This is a genomic window from Methanospirillum hungatei, assembly GCF_019263745.1.
Lineage (GTDB): Archaea > Halobacteriota > Methanomicrobia > Methanomicrobiales > Methanospirillaceae > Methanospirillum > Methanospirillum purgamenti.
This window is the reverse complement of record NZ_CP077107.1, coordinates 2,066,924-2,089,180: the sequence shown is the minus strand read 5'-3', so window position 1 is coordinate 2,089,180 and position 22,257 is coordinate 2,066,924. Positions and strand designations below refer to the sequence as shown.

Here is a 22,257-nt window from a genome sequence, read left to right as displayed (position 1 = left end):
TAAAAATCAGTTTGTAACCTGGTAGGTTACATTATCGGTGACGTATAGCCAGTATCCATGCCATGGTAAGAGGTTCCGGCTGTCACTTTGGTTTCCTGTCCCATCTCTGATAATTGGTTCTTCGTACTGCTGGTTCTTGGAATCATAGCCGATGAGATAGGTCCAGGTATTTCCAATCGGAGTTAAGCGGGTTTTTGCTGACTCTGAATCGGTGCCAAGAACCCCAAATCCGTTCCATCCTTTTGACAGATTTTTTGAGTAAGTGCCATTTTGATTCAAATCAGGTAATGGAGTGATATTCTGCGTCATTCCGGTCCAGATCCAATATGATGAGAGTGGAGTAATTGTCTCATCTGCTGGGACAGTAATCCAACTTGTATTGTAATATCTTAGGACCGAGTGTCCAGAGGTATTGGTGACCTTCCCGAAGAGATCGTATGCAGTATCATTGCCTGAGATCAGTTTTTTTGCAACAGAGACATGGTTCCATCCTGGATATAGGTTGATTGTGTCTGTATCCGGTTTTTTCAAATAGGTAAGAGCAGCTGAAAGATTAGCCCTACCCCCAGTTGTCGTTTTGTTCTCGAGTCCCTGCACTGGGTCAACTGTTTTCAAAATGGCATCCTTTATTGCAGAGTATGGGTCATCTGGAGCATAGGTTATAAGGAATCCTGCCATTCCACTGATGAATGGTACAGCCATAGATGTTCCATCCATATATCCATACCTGGTTTCAGTAAGCGCCCCATATCCATCGGAGAGAGTAATATCATCAAGGAAACACGCAATAAATGTACCATCTGCTGCGAATCTGATATAGAGCGGTGCTTCCTTCATATCTGTCGGGATTTTGCTTTCACGATAAATCCAGGGAAGTAAGGTTATTTGTTTCCTGTCATACTCAAGTGTTTTCCAGGTCAGATTATCATTGGAAGCTTCAATGGAGAATGTAGAATAAGCTCCGACCATCTGAAGCTGATATGAAATGATTGGATTAGTCAGATTTGAAATTGCTAATGGTTCTTTTAATGAAATAATGGCTGTTGGCTGTGTCTGGTTCAGGACGGTGTTGTTCACTGTTCCCCGGGCACTTGATGGTGGAGAGATGAAGTCCTCAGTATCCAGCGTCCAGTTTCCATGAATTGTCCAATTGTTCAATGTATCAAAGGAATCACGCCATATCGGTTCTGGAGTGTAAAGATTATGCTTGGTTGAGTAAATTGCTTCACCAGGAGCACCAATATCTACTGATTTTTTCCCATAATTTGAAAATGAGGCCAGTTCATCCTGAGCATTCGTTGCTGCAACAGAGATGATGTTCTCGAGATCATAGGATGTCGGGTAGAGAGGAGTTACATCATTATCCTGACCATTGTTCCCTGCCCCACAAATAAACAAGCCATCTGTTTCGGCAATTATTTCATATTCTGCCTGACTCGGATTTTTTCCTCCGAATGAGCATGAAAATATTCTGGCACCATTTCTTTCAGCCCATAATATTGCCTCGATCTCATCTGATACTGTTCCGGTTCCAAAACTATTCAGGAACCTGACAGGAAGGATTGTTGCATTCCAGTTAACACCTGAACCACCAATTCCGTTGTTTCCAACGGCGCCGATAATGCCAGCACAATGAGTTCCATGTGATGCAAGGTCCATAGGATCAAGTGTCCCTGTTATGGCATCATATCCATGTGTTCCAGTGGCGGTATTTGTCCATATATTATTAGAGAGGTCTGCGTGCAGGTAATCTACACCAGAATCCAGGACAGCAATGGGAACCTGAGACTTGGTACTCGTGTTCCATGCTTGTGGTGCATGAATATCTGCTCCAGGAATACCAGGATTGGTGTTTTCCTTGTAGATCTGACCGGTATTTAAAAGACCCCACTGCCTGAAGAGATCAGGATCATTTGGTATGATTGTATTGGTTCTGAAATAATCCGGTTCCGCATATTCGATTCCAGGAATTGCTGAATAATATGCAACTGCATCATTTACACTCATAATTTCAGGAAGCTCGATAAGTTGTAATCCTGCAAATCCTTCTGCTGAATAGTCCTTTGCAACTGTTGCCCCTATCGATGTGTGTGCTGATGCGAGGACAGATTCCTGGTGTGTACTATCTTCCCCTCCAGCTTTCACCAATAAGACACCAGGCATATACGAATCGATTGAATTTTGGCTTTGTTCTAGATGTAATTCAGGTGGAAGTGTCGGCATTGCCGATGTAAAGGGCATTACCAATACAACCAGAATCAGGAAGAACATAATTTTGGGATATGTTCTTTTTTTCCAACCGGTACTGCATGTCTTCAATGAGTTCACCTGATACTAGGAGATTATGCGGCGCCTTATAAGTATGTGATGTTTCATGGATTAATTGGAGATTTCTTTGTGGGCTTATACCACTTGTATGCGAAGCTTATGAGAGTCTAAAAAACCGCATGAAACCAGAGAGTTTTTGAATGATGACTGGATCAGGATAACCGAAAATAGATATCTCTATCTGACAGATCTCAAGTTATGAAGATTCTGCTGCTGATAGTTCCTGCCCTTCTTTTCATCATGGTTCCTACAGTAGCGGAATCCGGAACAATAGAGGTGACTGCTGATATTCCCTCAGTGCCAGTTTACTTAGATATGGTGTATGCAGGAGTAACACCACTTACATTATCAGATATTGATGCCGGCAACCACCTGATACAGGTGTCTCCAGAGGGATTCTTTTCGCAGACTCAGAATATATCCGTGAAGTCTGGTGAAAAATCCACGATCTCTTTTTCTTTTGTCTATTCTGATCGGTTGCAGATTCCAGCTATGGTCAGGATTGGGGAATGTGTCGGGACACCTGAACCATCTGATCTCGATGGAACATCATTTGACCTTCTCACTCTGGATGATGGTACCATGATGGCGTACTATAGTGGATGGGAAGAGGGGATATTGTGTATGGAATCCTCTGACGGCATCCACTGGGATAAAAAGACTGATGCATGTCTCTCTGTTCCGTTAAAGGGTACAGTATTCAGGACTGAGCCATGGGTGTTTTCTCTCCCTGATGGGAGTTACCGTATGGTTTATCGGCAAACGTCCGGGAATCAACATTCACTCTATTCTGCTTCATCACCAGATGGAGTAATGTTTTCAGGTGAAGAACCTATCACCGTTCAAAGTGAACAAAAATCCGGTTCACCTGATTATCCTTCGGTTCCGGCAGGAATTATGTATGCTGATGGAACAATCAGGATTTATTATCACAATCCGGGAATTGGGATTCAGAGTGCTATTTCAGAAGATATGGGAGTATCCTGGGAACATGAGGATGGAACCCGATTAAAGTATGGAACTGACCCAACTGTTTTACTTCTTCCTGATGAAAAAACTGGTATCTTTTACGTTGATACTACCCCGAAGTCTAAAGGCCAACGGATCTTCTTTACTGTATCTGATGATGGTCTTGACTTTTCTCAGTATGAGCCAGTTCAGGTGTTAGAGACGACTGAACCTGGTGTATGGCTTATGGATCCGGAAATAATTGAGGAAGATGGAACAGTCTATTTATACTTCTCAGTCATGGGGATTGAGGGTATGCAAAATCATGTCCTGCCAGGAACACTACGGAGCATCATCAGCCTGGACTGCATGGTGAGTCAGGCACTGGTGAAGTAAATTCTTTAAAAAGGTTTTATGGACCCGGCGGGATTTGAACCCGCGGCCTCTGCGTTGCGAACACAGCGATCTCCCACTGATCTACGAGCCCAAAAATGAGATCAGAGAATGATCTCGATATCTAATTTTTCTGCCAGTTCTTTATACCGGTTTCTGATGGTGACTTCAGTCACACCGGCAACTTCTGCAACTTCACGCTGTGTTCTTCGCTCGCCGCCAAGAATAGAAGAGATGTATATGGCAGCTGCTGCAACTCCGGTTGGCCCTCTACCAGAGGTCAGCTCTCGCTCACCTGCTTGTCTCAGGATCTCCACTGCCCTGCTTTGTACTTCTCCTTTCAGTTGAAGTCCTGAACAGAACCGGGGAACATAGTCAATCGGGGAAGTAGGCAGAAGCTTTAATCCAAGTTCACGGGATATGAACCGGTAGGTTCGTCCAATCTCTTTCCTTGATACTCGTGATACTTCTGCAATCTCATCAAGTGTTCTTGGAACACTACACTGACGACATGCAGCATATAATGCGGCTGCTGCAACTCCTTCAATACTCCGACCCCGAATGAGGTTTTTATCAACTGCGTCACGGTATACAACTGCTGCAGTCTCCCTGACATTTCTCGGCAGACCAAGAGCTGAAGCCATCCGGTCAAGTTCAGATAATGCAAATGCTAGGTTACGTTCTGTTGCATTGCTAACCCTGATACGACGTTGCCATTTTCTTAGACGGTAGAGTTGAGCACGATTTTTTGATGATATTGCTCTTCCATAACTGTCCCGGTTTCTCCAGTCAATCATGGTTGAGAGACCTTTATCGTGGATAGTAAAGGTCATTGGTGCACCGACACGGGATCTCTTCATCCGCTGATCATGGTCAAAAGCACGCCATTCCGGACCACGGTCGATAAATTCGGCATCAATAACCAGACCACATTGCTGACAAACCAACTCTGCCCGTTCGTAATCATGAACAAGCTGTCGGCTGCCACACTCTGGACATTGAGATTCGGTCTGGTTCTCAATTTTTTTCTGTTTCTCAACTACCTTCCCGGTCAGCCTGTTCTTTAAGGCTTCACGTTCCTTTTGAAGGGTCCGGAGTTTCTCTATCTCTTCTGACATTCTTTCCTCTATTTAATAAAGAGCTTTTCGCCAATAAGGCGTGAAGGCTCCTCGATATTGGTTAAAACCGCTGCATACGGTGAATTGACATTACCGAAAATATCGATAAGCTTCCCCACTGGTTTCCATCGTTTATCAAGAACTTTGCTGTACAGGCGGGGAAGTTTCGCAGCATCACATTCAACAATCAGAATGTGATGACCAAATTTACTTTTAACTCGTCCAATAGCCCGTACCAATGCATCGCCCCCAAAAATGCCTGTATCCCCCCACCGGAGATAAGATAAGCAACCTATATATGTGCAAATAAGAAGTATTTAACATTTATGGCAATTATTAAGTATTACGTAAACCGTTGATAGAATTCATTTCTCTCCGTGGAGAGGAGTAATTCAAGTTTTTCATTTGATATTCCGGCACCTGATGAAATTACCACACGATCCCGGGCTGACATCAGGTCACCAGGATGATGGGCATCTGAATCAACAACCAGCAGGCATCCTGTTTTATCTGCGATACGAACCACATGACCATTTGTCCGGTTATGGCCACCCCTGGCTGTAATCTCTAAGGCAACCTTATGTTGTTTAGCCAATTGTGCATCTTCTTCTGATATGAGCCCTGGATGGGCGAGAATATCAACGTGAGGACAAGAGACCGCAGCATGATTTGTTCCTGGCATGACAGGTTCCACTGGAGATTCTCCATGCACAACTACAATATCGGCCCCATTCTCTTTTGCAAAACGGGCAAGTTCTGAAATTTCTCCAGGTGGAACATGTGTAATTTCAACTCCGGTAAGAAGCTTTATTCCCATCTCCCGGGCTGATCCTGCTACCCGGTTTACTGCAGATAAGGTTTCATGAATATTGCTCTTATCAACGTGATCTGTTATTGCAACTACCGTGTATCCTAAAACCTGCATTCTTCGAAGGAGTTCGGTTGGGAGCAGGTCTCCATCTGAAAGCAGCGTATGGGTGTGAAAATCGTACATTTCAAACCTTTTTACCGGAATTTTTTAGTGAAGTAGTAATGAGACGAATGAGTTCCCGTTTCGAACCTGCATATTCCACTACAAATCTCCCCTGGTGTTTCCACCAATATGCGGGATGGGACTTTGCCTCCCGGGTGTATGGGATATGACTGGTTTTTAAAATACGTTCAATGTCTCCAGGTTCAGGTTGAGCGACGCCAGTCTCACGGGAGACTCTGCGCCCCTCTGACCGCATGAGCTCACTGTCAAAGTAACAGGGATAGAGTATTACTCCCTTATCCATCATCACAGATCTGCAATCTGAACCTATAAAGTACCAGCGGGAGAGATGCTATGGTATGCATCATATCGATATCTCCATTGAGAAAGATATTTTTTCAACAAATAAGAAACTGGCTGATGCGAATGCCGCGCACCTTCATGCTCATGGTGTCAGGGCCTTTGATCTGCTAGGAGGAATCGGATCTGGAAAGACAGCTTTGATAGAAAAAGTTGTACCCAAATTAAAAGACAGGGGTATGCATGCTGCAGCAATTGCTGGTGATGTATATGGTGATGATGATTTTCAACGAATAATTGCTCTTGGCATTCCAGCTGAAAATGTGAATACCGGGAAAGAATGTCACCTTGATGCACACATGATAGAACATGCACTTGACCACCTTCCACTAGATGGTGTGAATATTCTGTTCATAGAAAATGTCGGAAATATGGTGTGTCCAACTGATTTTGAGCTTGGTGCAGAGAAACGAATTGTTGTGGTCTCCTCTACAGAGGGTGATGATGTTGTTAATAAACATCCGATGATGTTCCGGGGCTGTTCCATTGGAGTTTTGAATAAGATTGATCTCGCAGACGCAGTGGGAGCCGACCTGAACAGGATGGAACAGGATATGCGCCGGTACAATCCTTCTATGAAGATCTTCAGAACGAATATGAAGACAGGTGAGGGAATCGATCCCCTGATTGATGAGATCCTCTCCTAAGCGGAATCTTATATACTGGCGCGGGGGATATGTATAAGACTCCGTGGTTTACCCGGCTCTCCCACTCCGGGTAAATGATACTTGAGGATGAGATATTATGCAATGGCAAGGACGTTCTGTTCGAAAATCAACCGGGGGCAGGTACAGCCCATCCCGGGGAAAAAGACGAAGGGAGATCGGGTCAGCTCCAGCTGAAACCCATATTGGTATTGACCGGAGAAAAATATCCCGTACATATGGCGGGAATAACAAGGTCCGGGCACTTCGGTGCGAATATGCTGCAATCAGCAATGTAAAAACCGGCGAAACCAAGAAAGTAAAGATTGAGACTGTAGAAGAGAATGCAGCCAATCCGAACTATGTCCGGCGTAACCTTCTCACCCGCGGTGCAATCATCAGAACTGAACTGGGCCGTGCACGAATTACCAGCAGACCAGGTCAGCATGGCATTATTAATGCCGTTCTGATTGAATAATTTTTTTATTTTTCTGTAAATCAGATTGATTACCTGAGTTTTTTTAATTAGATACTACTCTGAAAATTTTTTGATACATTATTTTTCCATCTGGTATATTCAATTTCTAAACGTTTTGCACATAAAAAGTGTGATGAATATACAATTGCAATAGATAGAGGACTGATTATTTCTGGTATCCGGGTATGACACTTAAAACAGCGTTAGCAGCTCCATTTTATCACAGCAGAGTTCAAAAACTTGGAAAAAGTGAATTAATTTACTATTATTTCTTTGACAGGCGATGGATGACCCGTGAACAGGTTGATCTTCTCATCCATCGTGGAATTGAACAACAGCTCCTGGGTACTGATGGTGATATGTATTTTCCTCTCTTTGATCTTGCAGAAGTCCAGATTCCTATCGGTTATAAACCATCTTCATCAATATTTGACGCGCATGATCCATTTGAACAGCTTTTGGATCGGATCACCAGATATGCCAGAAAAGAGCCTGAGGAGATAATTGCACAGATGAATCAGGTAAAATCAGATAATTTTGATGGTAATATCAGACCTGAAGCAGCATTGGTAATTGTTGCTAAAATGTATGATATCGATGTGAAAGACCTGTTACCCTCTCTTAAACAGGCGTTACTTAAAAAAGATTGAAGTTATTCTGCTGCCGGAGTTTCCGGTTCCGGTGGTGCAAAGTATGCTGCAAGGCTCTTTGAACCCTGGGAGGTAACTTTTGCATTAATCTGAACAAAATCCTGGGTAATTTCTGCTCCACGGACCATTTTTCTGCGGCGTTCTCCCTCAACTCGTGGATGAAATCCGATGCCACCAGCCATCAGAACTTTCCGTCTTCCGGCGATAGGAAGGCTTTTTCTTGCCGGAGTTCCATTGCGGTCAGAAGCACCGGTAATCTGTATTTTATATCCCTCAAACCCAAGAGATGAGCCATCAATTTCATCGCCAATACGCTTGCCTATAAAAGAACCGGCTCCTGCGCCACTGGCATCAATATTGTATGCCTTGCCGGTTGCCGGATCTGAAAGGACTACCTTAAAATCAACCATGTATTATCACCAATTTTTAAATTCAACGATCGTTGCAAATTTTTAATTATCGTCCGATCCGAAGAACCCATCACTCAGGCTTTGCTGAGAAGTCTCCTTACAGGTTAGCCAATATCCTTATTAATTCTACTTCCCCCAGAAGGGATTGTCTCGTCTGAACAACCGGGTATACTCATCAAGAACTTCCTTCGCATCTTCATTCAGGTGTGAGAGCATTTCAGTTTCAAGCACTTTTACATGGCGTTCAGGAATACCAACGAGCAATTCATCTTCAACATCAAATTGTCTGCCCACTGTAGCGCCTTCAATGGAGATTGCAACCTCATCCCCTGCGTGTGCCTCCTGAATATTCTCTTTTCGAAGCTGCATTGATTTCAGGGTTCCCGCTTTTTTTCCATCTCTTTTTACAAGATTTACGCCGGTCCGGAGTGTTCCAGAAAGGATTCTGACACCGACAACTGCAGGATTATTCTGTCTGAAAACACATCCGGGCAGAATGAGAAGTTTTGCTGGAAATATAATCTTTTCAAACTTTTTCTGGTCCATTATTCTCTTGAGGTTATTTCTCCATTCAAGGTAATCCTCAAGAATATGGTAGATGACATTCCCGGTAAAAAACTGAATCATATCAGCATATGCAGGTTCTTTTAAAAGATCCTGTGCATCTGGAAGAACCGGTGTATTAAATGCTATCAGGACACGATAGAGTGGATCTTTTATTGTTTCGGTCTCAATTACGTCATGCCTGCTTACCGGACCAACCTCTGCTCTCATAACCGGAATTTCATGCGCGGATAACTCTTTACATAATGCCTCAAGCGCACCGATAGTATCTGCTTTTATTATGAGACCTTCAGGAGAGAGGGTGACATTGATTTCTGTCATTTCTCTGGCAATGCTGGCTTTTACATCCTCAGGCTCATCCCCGATAACTCTGACAGGTGATCCTGCGATAACCTGGTCAAGACCAGGGGCACTCACTTTTACCCCTGCTGCAGCGACAACTTCTTTCACTCGCAGAAATCTGTCTTCAATAAGTATCTCCTGCATGGGACGCGGCTGAAGAAGAGATCTGACTTTTGTTGTTGAAACTCCGTCAGTAGTAGCAATTGCAATTTCATCCCCTACCCGGATTGTCCCGTCAAATAGTATGACATCAATAGTAGCGCCAAGACCCTTCTCTTCTTTTACCTCAAGAACAGTTCCAGCTCCAGGTCCGTCAACTGTCAGGGTCAGGGCTTCTTCCATGTAGCGCTGAGCAAGTCCGATAAGAACCATAAGGAGATCGGAAATTCCTTCACCAGTATGTGCACTGACTGGAACAATTGCTAAATTTCGCGCAAAATCAGAAACACGGTCAAACCGTTCAGAAGAAAAACCGTGCTCAGCGAGGGTTGCAACAATGTCATAAACTTTAGTCTCTATGAGAAGCGTCACCCGTTCATTCTGGTTTCCAAAACTCTTTAGAAATGGAGATTTTTCTGTTGATCGCCATCCAGGGACTCTATCAAGTTTTGTTGCAGCAACAACAAATGGTGTCTTACAATTACGCAGGATTTGAATTGCTTCAATTGTTTGTGGTTGAAATCCTTCTGTGATATCAACAACCACGATTGCCATGTCTGCTAGTGCCCCACCACGAGCCCTGAGGGTAGTAAATGCATGATGACCGGGTGTATCAATAAAGAGGAGACCTGGGATGCTGATGTTCAGACTCTTCATGCTCCCGCTCATGCTGGTAATTGAGTCTATCGGGACTATTGTCGCACCTATATGTTGTGTGATTGCACCCGCTTCACCTGAAACCACTGAAGATCCCCGGATGCGATCAAGGAGGGATGTTTTTCCATGATCAACATGTCCCAGAACGCAGACAATCGGCGTCCTGATATGGGGCACATCCCCTGCGTCTTTATTTTTTTTCACTGCTTTTTTTCCCACCTTTACACCACCACCAATATTTTTTCATCCGGCCCCGATACTATTTGAAAACAGGAGATATCCTTGCCGGGGGAGGATCTGATAATGTGGTATACATCGGTGGTCACGGCTAATAATCATTCACAACACCGGGCAGATTCCTGTAGGATACAATTATTCCAATTATATGAATCTCATGATCCGTAATGAAAGAGGTCTGCCCAACGCATGGATAGTTTCAAGTCATCTAGAGTGTTACATATATGGTGCAACCTGCCTGGGTGGGGTAATGGCTATCCTAAGGGATTGTGGTTCCCTCGATCTGGGTTCAATTCCCGGTCCAGGCCTGACAATTTTATTCACTTTTTTATGAAAGTCATTTTTGGTTTTTCCTTCTGATGCCAGTAATTAGAAAGATTTAAATTTTAGCCGATAATTCTGTGATACCGATAATTTTCTGTATTCTGCTGCTCTATATCAAAATATGGACCAAAGTGAAGAGTATCACGAAGCAAAAAGAAAAGTCGCGAAGCTTAAAGGATTTTACCAGCATTTAGGCTTTTTCGTTGTCATTAATGCGATTCTCATAGCCATAAACCTGATAATGAGTCCGGATAGCCTGTGGTTTTACTGGGTCACTATCTTCTGGGGAATAGCTGTTGTATGGCAGGCATATGATGTCTTCGGAAACGAGAGAATGCTTGGAAAAGACTGGGAAGAAAAGAAGATCCAGGAATATATGGAAAAGAAAAAGTAATCATTTTTTGTCTCCGAATCCCCCGGCAATCCATCCGGTGTATCCTCCAGCTACATTTAAAAGCTTTGAAAAGCCGTTTCTTTTCAGAATACTACAGGCGATGGAGGATCTGGATCCGGTTGCACAGATGACAGCAATCTGTGTATCTCTGGAAAGTTCAGACCCCCGTGTTCGTAGATCTGGCCAATGTACATTAATTGAACCAGGAATGTGATATCCAGCGAACTCTCCTGCTGTTCTTACGTCAAGTACTACAGTCTCTTTCTCGCTGAGTAGGGCATCAAGTTCATGAACTGATATCGTCCGGATGTGATCTAATACATTTCCAGCCAGAGCCCATCTCACAACTCCGCCGTCTATATATCCGATTACCCGGTCAATACCCACACGGTGAAGCATGGGAATAATCCTTGTGATCTCATCCGCTCGATGAACCGCAAGAAGAATATCCTTGTCAGGAGGGATCACCCATCCGGTGAATGTTGAGAAATTTATCTCACTATCAAGATTCCAGCTCCCTGGTATATGGGCTGATCCAAAAGCATCGTATCTTCTTGTATCAAGGATCTCACATGTTCCTTCTCTGAGGTAATCCATAACGTTTCTGGGAGGGATGGGCTGAATATCATGAAGTGTGGAGAGCAGAGTGGGACCTTTCCTATTGATATCAGAACATCTGCGAAAATGGTCTGGAGAAGGTGGCATATTCTCAGTTAGTTCCAGAATAAATCTATTCCGGTCTTTTATTTGGAGAACTGGATTGAATTTACGTTCATATCCGATTGTGGTCGATCGCTTGGCTGATAATGCCCTGCCACAAAATGATCCAGCACCATGAGCAGGATACACCTCGCAGTGATCCGGTAATGTCATGATTTTTTCATGCAGGGATGTATAGAGTGCATCAGCCAGCTCATGAGCCCTCCCAGGGAAGAGATCAGGTCTGCCAACATCTCCCACAAAGAGTGTATCACCTGGGAAGAGTGCGACCGGTTCGTCACCCCTGCTTAGATGAGTTACAACATAACTGATATGCTCAGGGGTATGACCCGGTGTTTCAATAACTGATATCGAACAATCGTCAAGGGATATTAAGCTCCCTTCACTGACAGGGGTATGAGAAAATTCACACGAAGCACGTTGTGGTGCATAAATTGGGGCATGAGTTCTTTTGTGGAGATCGAGATGCCCGGAAATAAAATCTGCATGAAGGTGGGTCTCCAGGATGCCAGTAATTTTAAATCCTTCTTCATCTGCAGCCATGAGGTACGGTTCAGGATCCCGGGCCGGATCAATAATTACGCAAGATGAGACTCCACCAAGAAGATATGAACTATGAGCAATACCTGGGATGAAAAATTGCCTGATTATCATGTCACGTAAGAAGACTTAGCTCAAAGGGACATGAATCATTCGCTGTTTTGTAACACCCAGTCTTGAAAAGATTCAGGTATCTGATATAATTGGCATATTTCAGCGTGCAATTCTTCCCCGATCTTTTGAAGATGTCTTTGAATTCTTTTTTTATCGTGGTATGCCCGTGCACAATTCAATCTCCTGAGAAGAAATGTCCGCTCCTTCATCCATGAAGTAATCTTTCTGACACTGTCCCTTTCATCCTGATCAAACCAGTCTGGTTGATGAATTGGAATGGACTGGATCAGAATATAAGAATGCAATGGGCGATGAGTATGAGAGATGAATTTCCAGTACCATTGAATAAGCGGTGATTGAAGAATACCCTCCAGATAGAAATCAGGCCCTCTTATAATAATATTGGCATTCGGATCTGGTATTTCACCGGATATCGTAGAGATTTTATCATCTGTTATTTTGAGGGAGATCCATATTCCATCGTAGACACAGGAAATATCTGTGGGTTTGTACAAAGCTCCCAGGCAATATTCAGATAAAGGAACAGAGTCGGTCTCAAGGAATGTAAGAATCTGTGTCCCTGTGGGATCTTCCAGACTCCATCCATCATCCCTCGGAAGACTCAACCGGTCCATATAAAAAACAGTACTGGTACCATCTTCATGAATACGGGTAATTTTGATAGAAGATGAGGGATTCCCTGTAATAATACATGACCATAACTCAGATGTTTTTGACAGACGTGAGGACTCTTCAATAATAAGGTGTGTTATTCGACTTGTTTGAACCATCCTTCGAAATGGTCCGGCATGGTGGTCAGACAGCCATGATGCAGGCAGGAAAATAAAAGATGAATATGTCTGGTTTCTGATTGCATTCTCAGCAATATAAAGAGATGTCATCGCTTCATGAGAATAAGAAGAATAGCTCTTGCATAAATATTGCCGAATTTCAGTTGCTATTAATGGTGTTTGTCTACAAGGGGCAGTAATGATGAGTCCTGGTTTTTCGGATGAGATACAAGGCCAGCCTGAAAATTGAGGTCGTACCGCATAAATAGCAGATCTCGCTTCCTGTTCTGAAATAAACTCCTCTTGAATCTTTTTTGTATACAGGGTATCACCAACCCTGATGTGCGAATTAATTGATTCAAATATTTCGTTTTTAAATCGATTGCTCATGTTAGATTCAGGAAATTCTCCATTCAGTAGATGAAGAACCAGTCCAAATCTTGTAATCATGATCGACGAATATGAGGGATCTGAACAGAATAAGGAACTGGTTACATTCTCCATTTGCGAAAGTGGGGATTTTTCTGTATGATCTCGTAATCGGAGAAATAATAGGACTAATTCACCTGTTCCAGAATTTGGATCAATAATATCTGCGATGTCACTGTGATTTTTTTGTACCTCCTGTATTGCGAGATGAAAAACAGGAGAAGAAGTGAGTGATGAGATATCACAATCCCGGAATAAATCATCTTTTTTTCGTTTCTGAAGAGTTCGTTTTCGTTTTAAAAGGAGATGAAGTGCCCTTATAAAAATGACCGGATCAATACATCCGATTCGGAGATTTTTTGGAATTTTTACATGAGATGCTTCTTCAATAAATTTTGAATGGAGCTCTTGATCTTCAGATGATATGTTCCTCTCATCAAACAGATATGCAGGAATCGTAGATCCAAAGTATATAAAATTTTGAAAATTTTCATTACTTTTTATGGCATTTTCATCAATACCATAATCAAGTAAGATATGTGTAAGTATGATTTCCAGGATGCCTGATAGAATCGTCCGTTCACGGAATTTTTTTTCATTCTCACCGAAAATCTGATAGAAAATTCTGGATACGATTTTATGCAGATTTTCTAAATATTGACTCAGTTCTTCTGCTATGAGAGCATGTTCTGTAATTATTCCATCGGTTTTGAAAGAAGATACAGGAATAATATTCGGACTGAAATCCGGATTTTTCCCAGGATGTGGTATTATCTGAAGAACTGAATCATGGAAACAGATAAACCCTGTTACTGCACCGGAATTCTGAAAAAATATTGCGAGTTCTTCTTTTAAATCGTCACCTGGTTCTTCTTTCCCTGAACAGAGAAAAAAAATAATTTGTCTTAGATCTGACAACGTGACCAGATATAATGAAAAAGAGCCAAACCATGGATTATTGGGGGTAACACTCTTTTTTCTGACAGTATATGGTATACTATCAAGACCTGTGGTACTGAGTATATACCTATTAAGAAACTGACACGTATCAGAACTCATAAAATGAAAACCAGAAAAAAGGTATAGCGAGGGATGGATTTGAACCATCGGTCTACGGGTTATGAGCCCGTCGGGATATCCTGACTACCCCACCTCGCTAAATGCGGATATTAATGTCTCACGCATGAGCATATATAAGTATCGATGGGAGAATGCGAATTCTTAAACTCATAATTGACCTATGATGCAATATGGATGAGGAACTTGAACGAATCAGGGCGAAACGATTGGAAGAGATCAAACAGCGCATAATGATCCCTCCATCAGATCATGGGGGAATTCTTGTCGCGAATCAGGATAATTATCAGTCTGTTATCCGGGAATATCCAAATTTAATAATTGATTTCTGGGCACCCTGGTGTGGACCGTGTCGCATGCTGACACCTGTTATTGAACAATTGTCTGCAGATTATGCTGGAAGGATACAGTTTGCCAAGTGCAACACCGATGAAAATCAACAAATAGCATACCAGTTTGGGATTTCTGCTATTCCATCTCTGTTTTTTTATCAGAATGGAATAATAATCCACAGAATTTCCGGGGTTCTTCCTAAAGAACAGCTGAATTATCACATCAAAACGGTGTATCAACTCTAGATGGTTCAATGACCGAAGAGGAGATATATTCCAGTCTTCACCCCTCACTGCGGTTTGTTCTATCATCATGGTTGAAATGGGAAGACTTGAGAAATATCCAGAAAAAAACAATCCGGACATTTAAACCTGGCAGAGATCTCCTTATCATATCACCTACTGCTGGAGGAAAAAGTGAGTCTGCATTCATACCTGTTCTTGATAACATACTCAAACATGAGGATCATAATCCGGTCTGCCTATATATCGCACCTCAAAAAGCACTCATCAATGACATGGCCGAACGTCTTCTCCATCTCTTTCCTCCTCTTCATTTAGATCTTTTGGTCTGTCATGGGGATGCTCCCTTTCATAAAGATGATTCAGAGTCACCGGTCCTTATTCTGACAACCCCAGAGTCACTTATGGTTCTTTTATACCGGAAAGATTCATCATTGCTCTCATCAATCCGGTTTTGTATCATTGATGAACTCCACGCTCTTGCGGGTTCAGAGCGGGGTTCACAAATACTTGCTGCTCTGAGCAGAATCGAGGAAAAAACAAAAAACAGGATTACCAGGATAGGACTTTCTGCAACAATAGGGAACCCGGATACTATTCTTGCCTGGTTTGGAGATAATGAGCCTGTTCTGATATGCGAGGAGCGTGAACCAAGAAGTCATGAATTTCATCTTCATTCATGCGATCCTTTTTATATTCCTCAAATTCTCAGCAAAAATCTTGCAGGAAAACGTTCTCTCATTTTTACTGGTAGTAGAAAAAAAACTGAAACACTGGGATTCATCCTGAAAAAGGTATTACCATCTGTATTTGTTCATCACTCCTCACTTTCTTCAGATATCAGAAGAAATATCGAATATATTGCACGTAAAGGGCTACCTTTCACTATAGTCTGCACAAGCACTCTTGAGCTTGGAATTGATATCGGTGATCTTGATATCGTTGTACAAATCGGCCCACCTTCTGGTGTATCCTCATTTCTTCAGCGTCTTGGTAGGACTGGAAGAAGAAATGGGAATCCTGTGATGTATTGCCTGACGACATCTCCGGAAGATACCTGTATTACAGTATCAGCTCTCATGAATGCCATGTCAGGAATGGTAGAACCTGTAATACCAGTCAGATATCCATACCATCTTCTTACTCGTGAGATATTACTTTGTGTTTTTGCTAGTAAGCGGGTATCAATGGTTAAAATTGAGTCAATGATCAGAAAAAAGCCATACCTCTCTATAAAGAATACAAAAATGAAGGAAATAATTAGTCATCTCCTCCAGAATGGATGGTTGTCGAAAGATGGAGATCTGTTCATTCCAGGACCTGAATATGAGAGATTTATAAAAAAACCAGGCCTATTGTTTTCAGTTATCAGAGATACACAAGTGTTACCGGTTATCACAAATGAAGGAGATGAGATTGGCTTTATCCAGATGAAATCAGGAAAAAACCGCTTTCTTCTTGGGGGTTTCTCATGGGAAAGCACTTTGCAGGATAATAAAAATGTAGTTGTACAATCATCAACAACGGTTGCAAATCCCCCGGCATGGTCTGGTTCACCAGTGGAAGAAAGCCACCTTATTTTATCCGGAATTCGAACTCTTGTTGCTGGATGTTCGCCCCCGTTTGATATTCCTGAGCCGATTCAAAAAGACTTGGACACATTCAGAGGGAACTTTCCAGAAGGATTATCTTCTGATGCCATTTCAATTTATCTGCATAAAAACCAGATCACTATCTATACATTCTTTGGAAAAACCTGGAACCGGATTTTAAGTACCTATCTGACTAAAAATCTTGGATATCCATGCAGAGATGTGAACTCTTATCAGATAATCCTCTCCGGAGAGATATCAAGAAAATCCCTTGAAGAAATGTTTTCTACAATTCGGAAGATTTCTGTTAAGGATTTGGCAGAAAGTGCTGCCCCTCCCTCCACATATGGTAAAGATCTGGAATTACTCCCGCAATCCTGTATCAGGGAACAATGGTGTATAGATGATCTTCACATTCCTCATTTGATACATGTTATTCAGGATATAGATGTCGTTTATTTGAATTAAATCCATATTTATTCCTGATTTGCTTCTAATAGCGCCTGAAATGATTTTACTGCATCAATGAGTCCATACCCATATGCAGGATCCCATCCTGGATCTCCCAAGTCGAACGCATTGGTATAGAGAGCCTGAATGACTTCTTCTCTTGAGAAATTTGGAAAAGAACCTATAAGCTGGGCAATGACACCTGCAACATGAGGTGCAGCTGCACTCGTTCCAGGAAATGGAACTGGAAAACTTCCTGCTCCACTCACCTGGACATTTGTTGGTGCACAGATATCTGGTTTCCATCTTCGGGATGCCTCTGGTATTTGGATGGTAACCGGCCCTTGTGATGAGTCCGGAGAAATTGCGTATGGAGTTGAAATTCCAACTGATCCGACCGTTATTACATCCTCCAGTGCAGCATGACCAAAAATAGAATCAGCCGGATCTTTCATGACATCTGAGTCAACCTGACGTGCATCAATATTCCTGATGAACATTTCAAGAATATTTGGAGTCTCATTTTCTCCATTTCTCACAATTGATAATGATACCCGCCTGGATTCAGTTCCATCATTACGGAATACAAGATGTTCAAAAGGTTCTGCAGTATCATTCTGGATATTCATACTTGTAGCAACAACTTCACCTCGGGATGGATCAGTAAGAAAGAGGTCATAGTCATGCACTGCCCCTCCCCATGGATCATCCCATTGCAGGGTAACAATTACTTCATCTCGCGGAACCAGAGTCAGTTGAACTGCAGAGTTCCCTTCGCCAAAATCATGAAGCGTTTGATCCGGTCCGATACTAATTCCACTTTTCCATGGTTTCTGATAATGAAGTGAAGCGAAATTTCCTGATACGGTTACATAAATCAGATTAGGGTATGTTTTGAGCACATCTCTGATATGATCAGCCACGTCACCATCTTCTAAAAATGGTTGACGGAAAAAGTAGAGATCATCACATATTATGTTACATCCCGCATTAGCCAAAGTAGACACTGCTTGTTTAAAATATTCAGAATTTCCTCCATATGCATGGAAATATAACTCTGCATCGGGGGCGATATCATGGATAATCTCAAGCATCGCTGTACCCTCATCACCTGTTCCTGCATCATATACCGTAACAGGTCCGAGCTCTCCAAGTGTTTGTGATAATTGAAGTGACTCTGCCCCGTTTCCGATCACTCCTACTTTCACTCCTTTTCCAGATGCACCAAAAACTTCACGGATGCCATTGCTTCGAACAAGAAGATCCCCTTCAGTCTGCAGAGTCCCGACACATGACGCAATTGTCCGGTCATCATTCGTGAATGTCTGGGATGCATGGATGTTTTGAAAAGCGCATGTGCTCATGGATAAGAGAAAAATGGCACATATGAGTACCAGGATCTTTCTGCTTTTCATTTTACACATCCCCCACACAGAACACAGACAGGTCTATCTGATTGTCTGGCCTGAATCATACTATGTACAGAGGAAATAAAAACATGCTCTGTTTTATCCTATCAAATTGATTGCCAGATATGATTGAGATAGTGAAGAAATATTACTGGATTATATCCATATCATCCTGCGCCTGATGGCAATTGCTCAATCAGGCTGAGTTTTATTGATTCGACAAATACAATGTCAACATTAAAGAATATGCTGTAAAAATTAAAAATCTGACTTATGAATTATCTGATTGTATTTATGATGAGGTTTTAAGCGCCATTGAGATATGATAAAAATGGAATGCACTATAATCTCGTTGAAAAAAATACATAAATGTTTAATATGGAGCATCCATCAGTACGGTTTTTTGGAATACTCATCCTTTTCCTGACAGCAGGTCTGTGGTGTGTCTGTAGTCCGGGTATTGCAGATGAAAAAACAGGATACTTTGAAGTAACATCTGTGCCTGAAGGTGGAGATGTTTTTATCGGCTCTCAATTCATGGGTGAAACTCCGGTCCTGATACCAGCACGAAATCAAAGTGATGGAACGCAAATCCGGATCATGATGCAGGGATATGAGATATGGGAGCAGACCATCGCCGGGACACCTGCAGCCGGACAGGTTGTTCCTATTAAAGCAGCCCTCATTCCAGTTTCTCCATTTGGTACTCTTGAGGTGACATCCTCTCCCTCCGGAGCTTTAGTCACGATCGATAATGGTATGGGACAGATGACTCCCTGGACATATCGTGACATTACCACTGGCACCCATCTGGTTTCACTTTTCCTCTCTGGTTTTGAGCCTTATGTTGTTAATATGGATGTTATTCCTGGGCAGGTAACAAGACTTCACGCGAACATGACTGTGCGATCTGGAGCTGGGTCACTTCAGATCAGCACGGTTCCAGGTGGAGCATCGGTCTATGTCGATGGAGTATATTCAGGTACAACAAACACGGTCATTGGGAATGTTCCTCCAGGAAAACGTAGAGTTTTAATAACCCGGGCCGGATATGATGATTACGAGGAATGGGCGGTTGTTGCGAACCGGCAGGTGACCATCATTGATAAGAAACTCAATCCGGTTACAAAAATATCCGGAGGTGCATTGGTTATTACCTCTGATCCACCTGGAGCATCAGTATTTCTGAATGATCAGTTCAGGGGTACTACTGAAATGGGTCGTCCACTCGAATTAACAGGTATCCCTCCAGGTTCCCATACTGTCTATATAAGTACCCGTAATTATGAGGATTTCTCTACAACAGTGGAGGTGAGAGCCGGTGAGGTAACTCCGGTATCTGCCCAGCTTAACCCAAGTCCGATGCCTCAGGACTGTGGAAAACTCATCCTGAACACAGAACCTGCTGGAGCCGATATATATGTAGATGGAAAATTTGTCGGGGTAACTCCTGCCACAGTTGATTCTGTCTGCTCAGGTAAACACACATATCGGTTCATTCTAGCCGGTTATCAGGAATATTCATCAGAAGTGGAGCTTATCCCCGGACAGGTTCTTCAGATAAATACTATATTGAATCCACTGGCTGAAAAACCTGAAGAAACTCCTGCCACGGCTGTTCCTGTTATCATTATGGTCCTGGTCGCTGCTCTTCTTATCTTTTCTAGAAAAATCGAAGAGGATTGATCCTCTCCTTTCTTTCCGTGCAGATATATACCGTGCCGGGCAATATGTAGAGAGCTTAGATTATAGACGGCAGGATTGACCAGTGTATGGTACCTCAGTATCCTGTCTGAAATATCGGAGATTTTCTCATGCAGGACAATCCATCTATTCAGTTTGATGATCAGAGACTTGCAAAACGTAACCAGCTCATAGAGGCGGGTATCCCGTTGTATCCTCATGAGTTTAGACGTTCCCACAATATAGTAGGTGTGCGGTCAGAATTTTGTGAGGCAGGTCATGACCCCTCGGTAGAAGTGGTTACAACAGCAGGAAGACTATATGGGGTACGGGATCATGGGAAGACCTTTTTTGCAGATCTTCGCGATGAAACCGGAAGAATTCAATTATATATTCGCAAGGATGCCCTTCCGGAAGGAAAATTTCAGACATTTAAGGCCTGTATAGAAAGAGGTGATATAATTGGAGTCACTGGGAGGATTTTTAAGACGAAAGTAGGAGAAATATCCATTTTTGTTGATGATCTGATCTTACTCACAAAAACACTCTGCTCCCTGCCTGAAAAATTCCATGGCCTTACCAATCTTGAAAAGAGGTACAGGCAGCGATATCTGGATCTCATAGTGAATGAAGAGAGTCGTGAAACATTCAGAACCAGAAGCAGGATCATTTCTCTCTTACGGAATTACCTTACCGGAAATGGATTTCTTGAGTTTGAAACACCTACTTTGCAGCCACTCTATGGTGGGGCAAATGCTCGCCCGTTCACCACTTTCCATAATTTCCTTGGACAAAAACTCTACCTTCGTATTGCCCCTGAATTATATTTAAAAAGACTGGTCGTTGGTGGCTTTGAGAAGGTATTTGAGGTTGCAAAGAATTTCCGGAATGAGGACATTGATACCAGTCATAACCCTGAATTTTCAATGGTTGAAATATACCAGGCATATGCTGATTACTCAGATATGATGAAACTGACAGAGTCAGTCATCAGCACTATTGTCAAGGATATCACGGGTGGTTCTGAAGTAATTTTTGAGGATAATTCTATCTCATATGCTGCTCCGTGGAGAGTTATGAGTATGGAAGATGCCGTCAGGACAATTGGCGGAGTTGATATATTTGCTCATGACGTAGATGTTCTCAAAAAAATAGGGAATGAGAAAGGTGTTGAGGGCGTCGAAGATGTCCATTCACAAAGAGAGATGCTTGTTCTCTTCTTTGAGTCTCTTGTTGAAGAAAAACTTATCCAACCGACCTTCATTACCGATTTTCCTGTTGAAAATTCACCACTTGCCAAATGTCATAGGGAAAAAGAAGGATTTGTTGAGCGGTTTGAATTGTTTATCGCCGGAATGGAACTTGCAAATGGATTCTCTGAATTGAATGATCCTCTTGATCAGGTTCAGAGATTTGAGGCCCAGGAAGAGAAAAGGCGCCTTGGTGATGAAGAAGCACAGATGCATGATTATGACTTTGTAAATGCACTTGGGTATGGGATGCCACCAACAGGTGGAGTAGGAATTGGAATTGATCGGTTAGTTATGCTCATAACCGGAAATACCTCAATTAAGGAAGTCATTCTTTTCCCATCCATGAAACGGGAAGTCATCACATCTGATGAAGAAGATGATAAATCATCTAATTTATCTGATGAGACTCAATAAATTTTTATCCTAATCCTTTTATTTGCCAAAATATTTCAAAATTAATGAGATTTTTGTTTTAGATATAAGATGGTTCCTGACATTTTTTTTTCAATATCTATGTTTTTATCTAATATTTTTTAGAAAATATTATACGTCAATAAAAAACATCCTTGTCATATTGTACATGGCATAAAACAGGTGTCTTGCGGGAGAACTAACCCTGCATTGTTTGATGAAATTATTTAGAGA

19 protein-coding genes and 3 tRNA genes are annotated in these 22,257 nt (G+C 42.3%); 10 read left to right on the top strand and 12 right to left on the bottom strand.

The features are described 5' to 3' along the window. Positions 1 to 6: 6 nt before the first annotated feature. Positions 7 to 2,319 (bottom strand): S8 family serine peptidase, encoded by a 2,313-nt coding sequence (locus tag KSK55_RS10010; protein ID WP_218606800.1) that lies wholly within the window; start codon positions 2,317 to 2,319, stop codon positions 7 to 9. A gap of 207 nt (positions 2,320 to 2,526) precedes the next feature. Here KSK55_RS10010 and KSK55_RS10005 point away from each other — a divergent pair, with 207 nt between their 5' ends. Continuing rightward, complete coding sequence (locus tag KSK55_RS10005) at positions 2,527 to 3,672, top strand: PEGA domain-containing protein (RefSeq protein ID WP_214419776.1); 1,146 nt, start codon at positions 2,527 to 2,529, stop codon at positions 3,670 to 3,672. 19 nt (positions 3,673 to 3,691) lie between these two features. Here the strand turns inward: KSK55_RS10005 and KSK55_RS10000 are convergent. From KSK55_RS10000 to KSK55_RS09980, 5 genes are all read right to left on the bottom strand, one after another. Continuing rightward, positions 3,692 to 3,763: transfer RNA gene (locus KSK55_RS10000), tRNA-Ala, on the bottom strand. 10 nt (positions 3,764 to 3,773) lie between these two features. Further along, the gene (locus tag KSK55_RS09995) at positions 3,774 to 4,787 is read right to left on the bottom strand and encodes a transcription initiation factor IIB (protein WP_109941797.1); all 1,014 of its coding nucleotides are present in this window, start codon (positions 4,785 to 4,787) and stop codon (positions 3,774 to 3,776) included. 8 nt (positions 4,788 to 4,795) lie between these two features. After that, positions 4,796 to 5,026, bottom strand: a complete 231-nt coding sequence (locus KSK55_RS09990) for an H/ACA ribonucleoprotein complex subunit GAR1 (RefSeq protein WP_256663977.1) — start codon at positions 5,024 to 5,026, stop codon at positions 4,796 to 4,798. Between the two features lie 104 nt (positions 5,027 to 5,130). Further along, the gene (locus tag KSK55_RS09985) at positions 5,131 to 5,781 is read right to left on the bottom strand and encodes a histidinol phosphate phosphatase domain-containing protein (RefSeq protein WP_218606799.1); all 651 of its coding nucleotides are present in this window, start codon (positions 5,779 to 5,781) and stop codon (positions 5,131 to 5,133) included. A 1-nt stretch (position 5,782) separates the two neighbouring features. After that, complete coding sequence (locus tag KSK55_RS09980) at positions 5,783 to 6,067, bottom strand: signal recognition particle subunit SRP19/SEC65 family protein (protein WP_218606798.1); 285 nt, start codon at positions 6,065 to 6,067, stop codon at positions 5,783 to 5,785. Positions 6,068 to 6,119: 52 nt separating this feature from the next. Between KSK55_RS09980 and hypB the strand changes: the two genes are divergently transcribed. From hypB to KSK55_RS09965, 3 genes are all read left to right on the top strand, one after another. Beyond that, entirely contained in the window at positions 6,120 to 6,767 is a 648-nt protein-coding gene (gene hypB, locus KSK55_RS09975) for a hydrogenase nickel incorporation protein HypB (RefSeq protein ID WP_214419779.1), read from the top strand. A gap of 97 nt (positions 6,768 to 6,864) precedes the next feature. After that, a complete protein-coding gene (locus KSK55_RS09970; RefSeq protein ID WP_214419780.1) occupies positions 6,865 to 7,242 on the top strand; it encodes a 30S ribosomal protein S8e in 378 nt (125 codons plus the stop codon). 185 nt (positions 7,243 to 7,427) lie between these two features. After that, on the top strand, positions 7,428 to 7,892 hold the full coding sequence (locus KSK55_RS09965; RefSeq protein ID WP_214419781.1) for a DUF2240 family protein: 465 nt from the start codon (positions 7,428 to 7,430) through the stop codon (positions 7,890 to 7,892). 2 nt (positions 7,893 to 7,894) lie between these two features. Here KSK55_RS09965 and KSK55_RS09960 read toward each other — a convergent pair whose 3' ends face one another. Both KSK55_RS09960 and infB read right to left on the bottom strand, forming a co-directional pair. Beyond that, a complete protein-coding gene (locus tag KSK55_RS09960) occupies positions 7,895 to 8,302 on the bottom strand; it encodes a 30S ribosomal protein S6e (RefSeq protein ID WP_214419782.1) in 408 nt (135 codons plus the stop codon). A 126-nt stretch (positions 8,303 to 8,428) separates the two neighbouring features. Further along, a complete protein-coding gene (infB, locus tag KSK55_RS09955) occupies positions 8,429 to 10,243 on the bottom strand; it encodes a translation initiation factor IF-2 (protein WP_214419783.1) in 1,815 nt (604 codons plus the stop codon). Between the two features lie 254 nt (positions 10,244 to 10,497). Between infB and KSK55_RS09950 the strand changes: the two genes are divergently transcribed. After that, a tRNA-His gene (locus tag KSK55_RS09950) sits at positions 10,498 to 10,569 on the top strand. A 137-nt stretch (positions 10,570 to 10,706) separates the two neighbouring features. Continuing rightward, on the top strand, positions 10,707 to 10,979 hold the full coding sequence (locus tag KSK55_RS09945) for a 2TM domain-containing protein (protein ID WP_218606797.1): 273 nt from the start codon (positions 10,707 to 10,709) through the stop codon (positions 10,977 to 10,979). Here the strand turns inward: KSK55_RS09945 and KSK55_RS09940 are convergent, their stop codons facing one another. The 3 genes from KSK55_RS09940 to KSK55_RS09930 all read right to left on the bottom strand — a co-directional run bounded on the left by KSK55_RS09940 (position 10,980) and on the right by KSK55_RS09930 (position 14,731). Then, the gene (locus tag KSK55_RS09940; protein WP_218606796.1) at positions 10,980 to 12,353 is read right to left on the bottom strand and encodes an MBL fold metallo-hydrolase; all 1,374 of its coding nucleotides are present in this window, start codon (positions 12,351 to 12,353) and stop codon (positions 10,980 to 10,982) included. A 35-nt stretch (positions 12,354 to 12,388) separates the two neighbouring features. Further along, complete coding sequence (locus KSK55_RS09935; RefSeq protein ID WP_214419786.1) at positions 12,389 to 14,632, bottom strand: hypothetical protein; 2,244 nt, start codon at positions 14,630 to 14,632, stop codon at positions 12,389 to 12,391. Positions 14,633 to 14,656: 24 nt separating this feature from the next. Next, a tRNA-Met gene (locus tag KSK55_RS09930) sits at positions 14,657 to 14,731 on the bottom strand. 92 nt (positions 14,732 to 14,823) lie between these two features. Here KSK55_RS09930 and trxA point away from each other — a divergent pair. After that, complete coding sequence (gene trxA / locus KSK55_RS09925) at positions 14,824 to 15,228, top strand: thioredoxin (protein WP_218606795.1); 405 nt, start codon at positions 14,824 to 14,826, stop codon at positions 15,226 to 15,228. Between the two features lie 8 nt (positions 15,229 to 15,236). After that, entirely contained in the window at positions 15,237 to 17,285 is a 2,049-nt protein-coding gene (locus KSK55_RS09920; protein WP_218606794.1) for a DEAD/DEAH box helicase, read from the top strand. A gap of 8 nt (positions 17,286 to 17,293) precedes the next feature. Here the strand turns inward: KSK55_RS09920 and KSK55_RS09915 are convergent, their stop codons facing one another. Next, on the bottom strand, positions 17,294 to 18,682 hold the full coding sequence (locus tag KSK55_RS09915) for a S8 family peptidase (RefSeq protein WP_218606793.1): 1,389 nt from the start codon (positions 18,680 to 18,682) through the stop codon (positions 17,294 to 17,296). Between the two features lie 372 nt (positions 18,683 to 19,054). Between KSK55_RS09915 and KSK55_RS09910 the strand changes: the two genes are divergently transcribed. Continuing rightward, complete coding sequence (locus KSK55_RS09910; RefSeq protein WP_218606792.1) at positions 19,055 to 20,362, top strand: PEGA domain-containing protein; 1,308 nt, start codon at positions 19,055 to 19,057, stop codon at positions 20,360 to 20,362. Positions 20,363 to 20,490: 128 nt separating this feature from the next. After that, positions 20,491 to 22,026: a lysine--tRNA ligase gene (gene lysS / locus KSK55_RS09905; protein ID WP_218606791.1), complete on the top strand. Its 1,536-nt coding sequence runs from the start codon at positions 20,491 to 20,493 to the stop codon at positions 22,024 to 22,026. Positions 22,027 to 22,257: the final 231 nt, after the last annotated feature.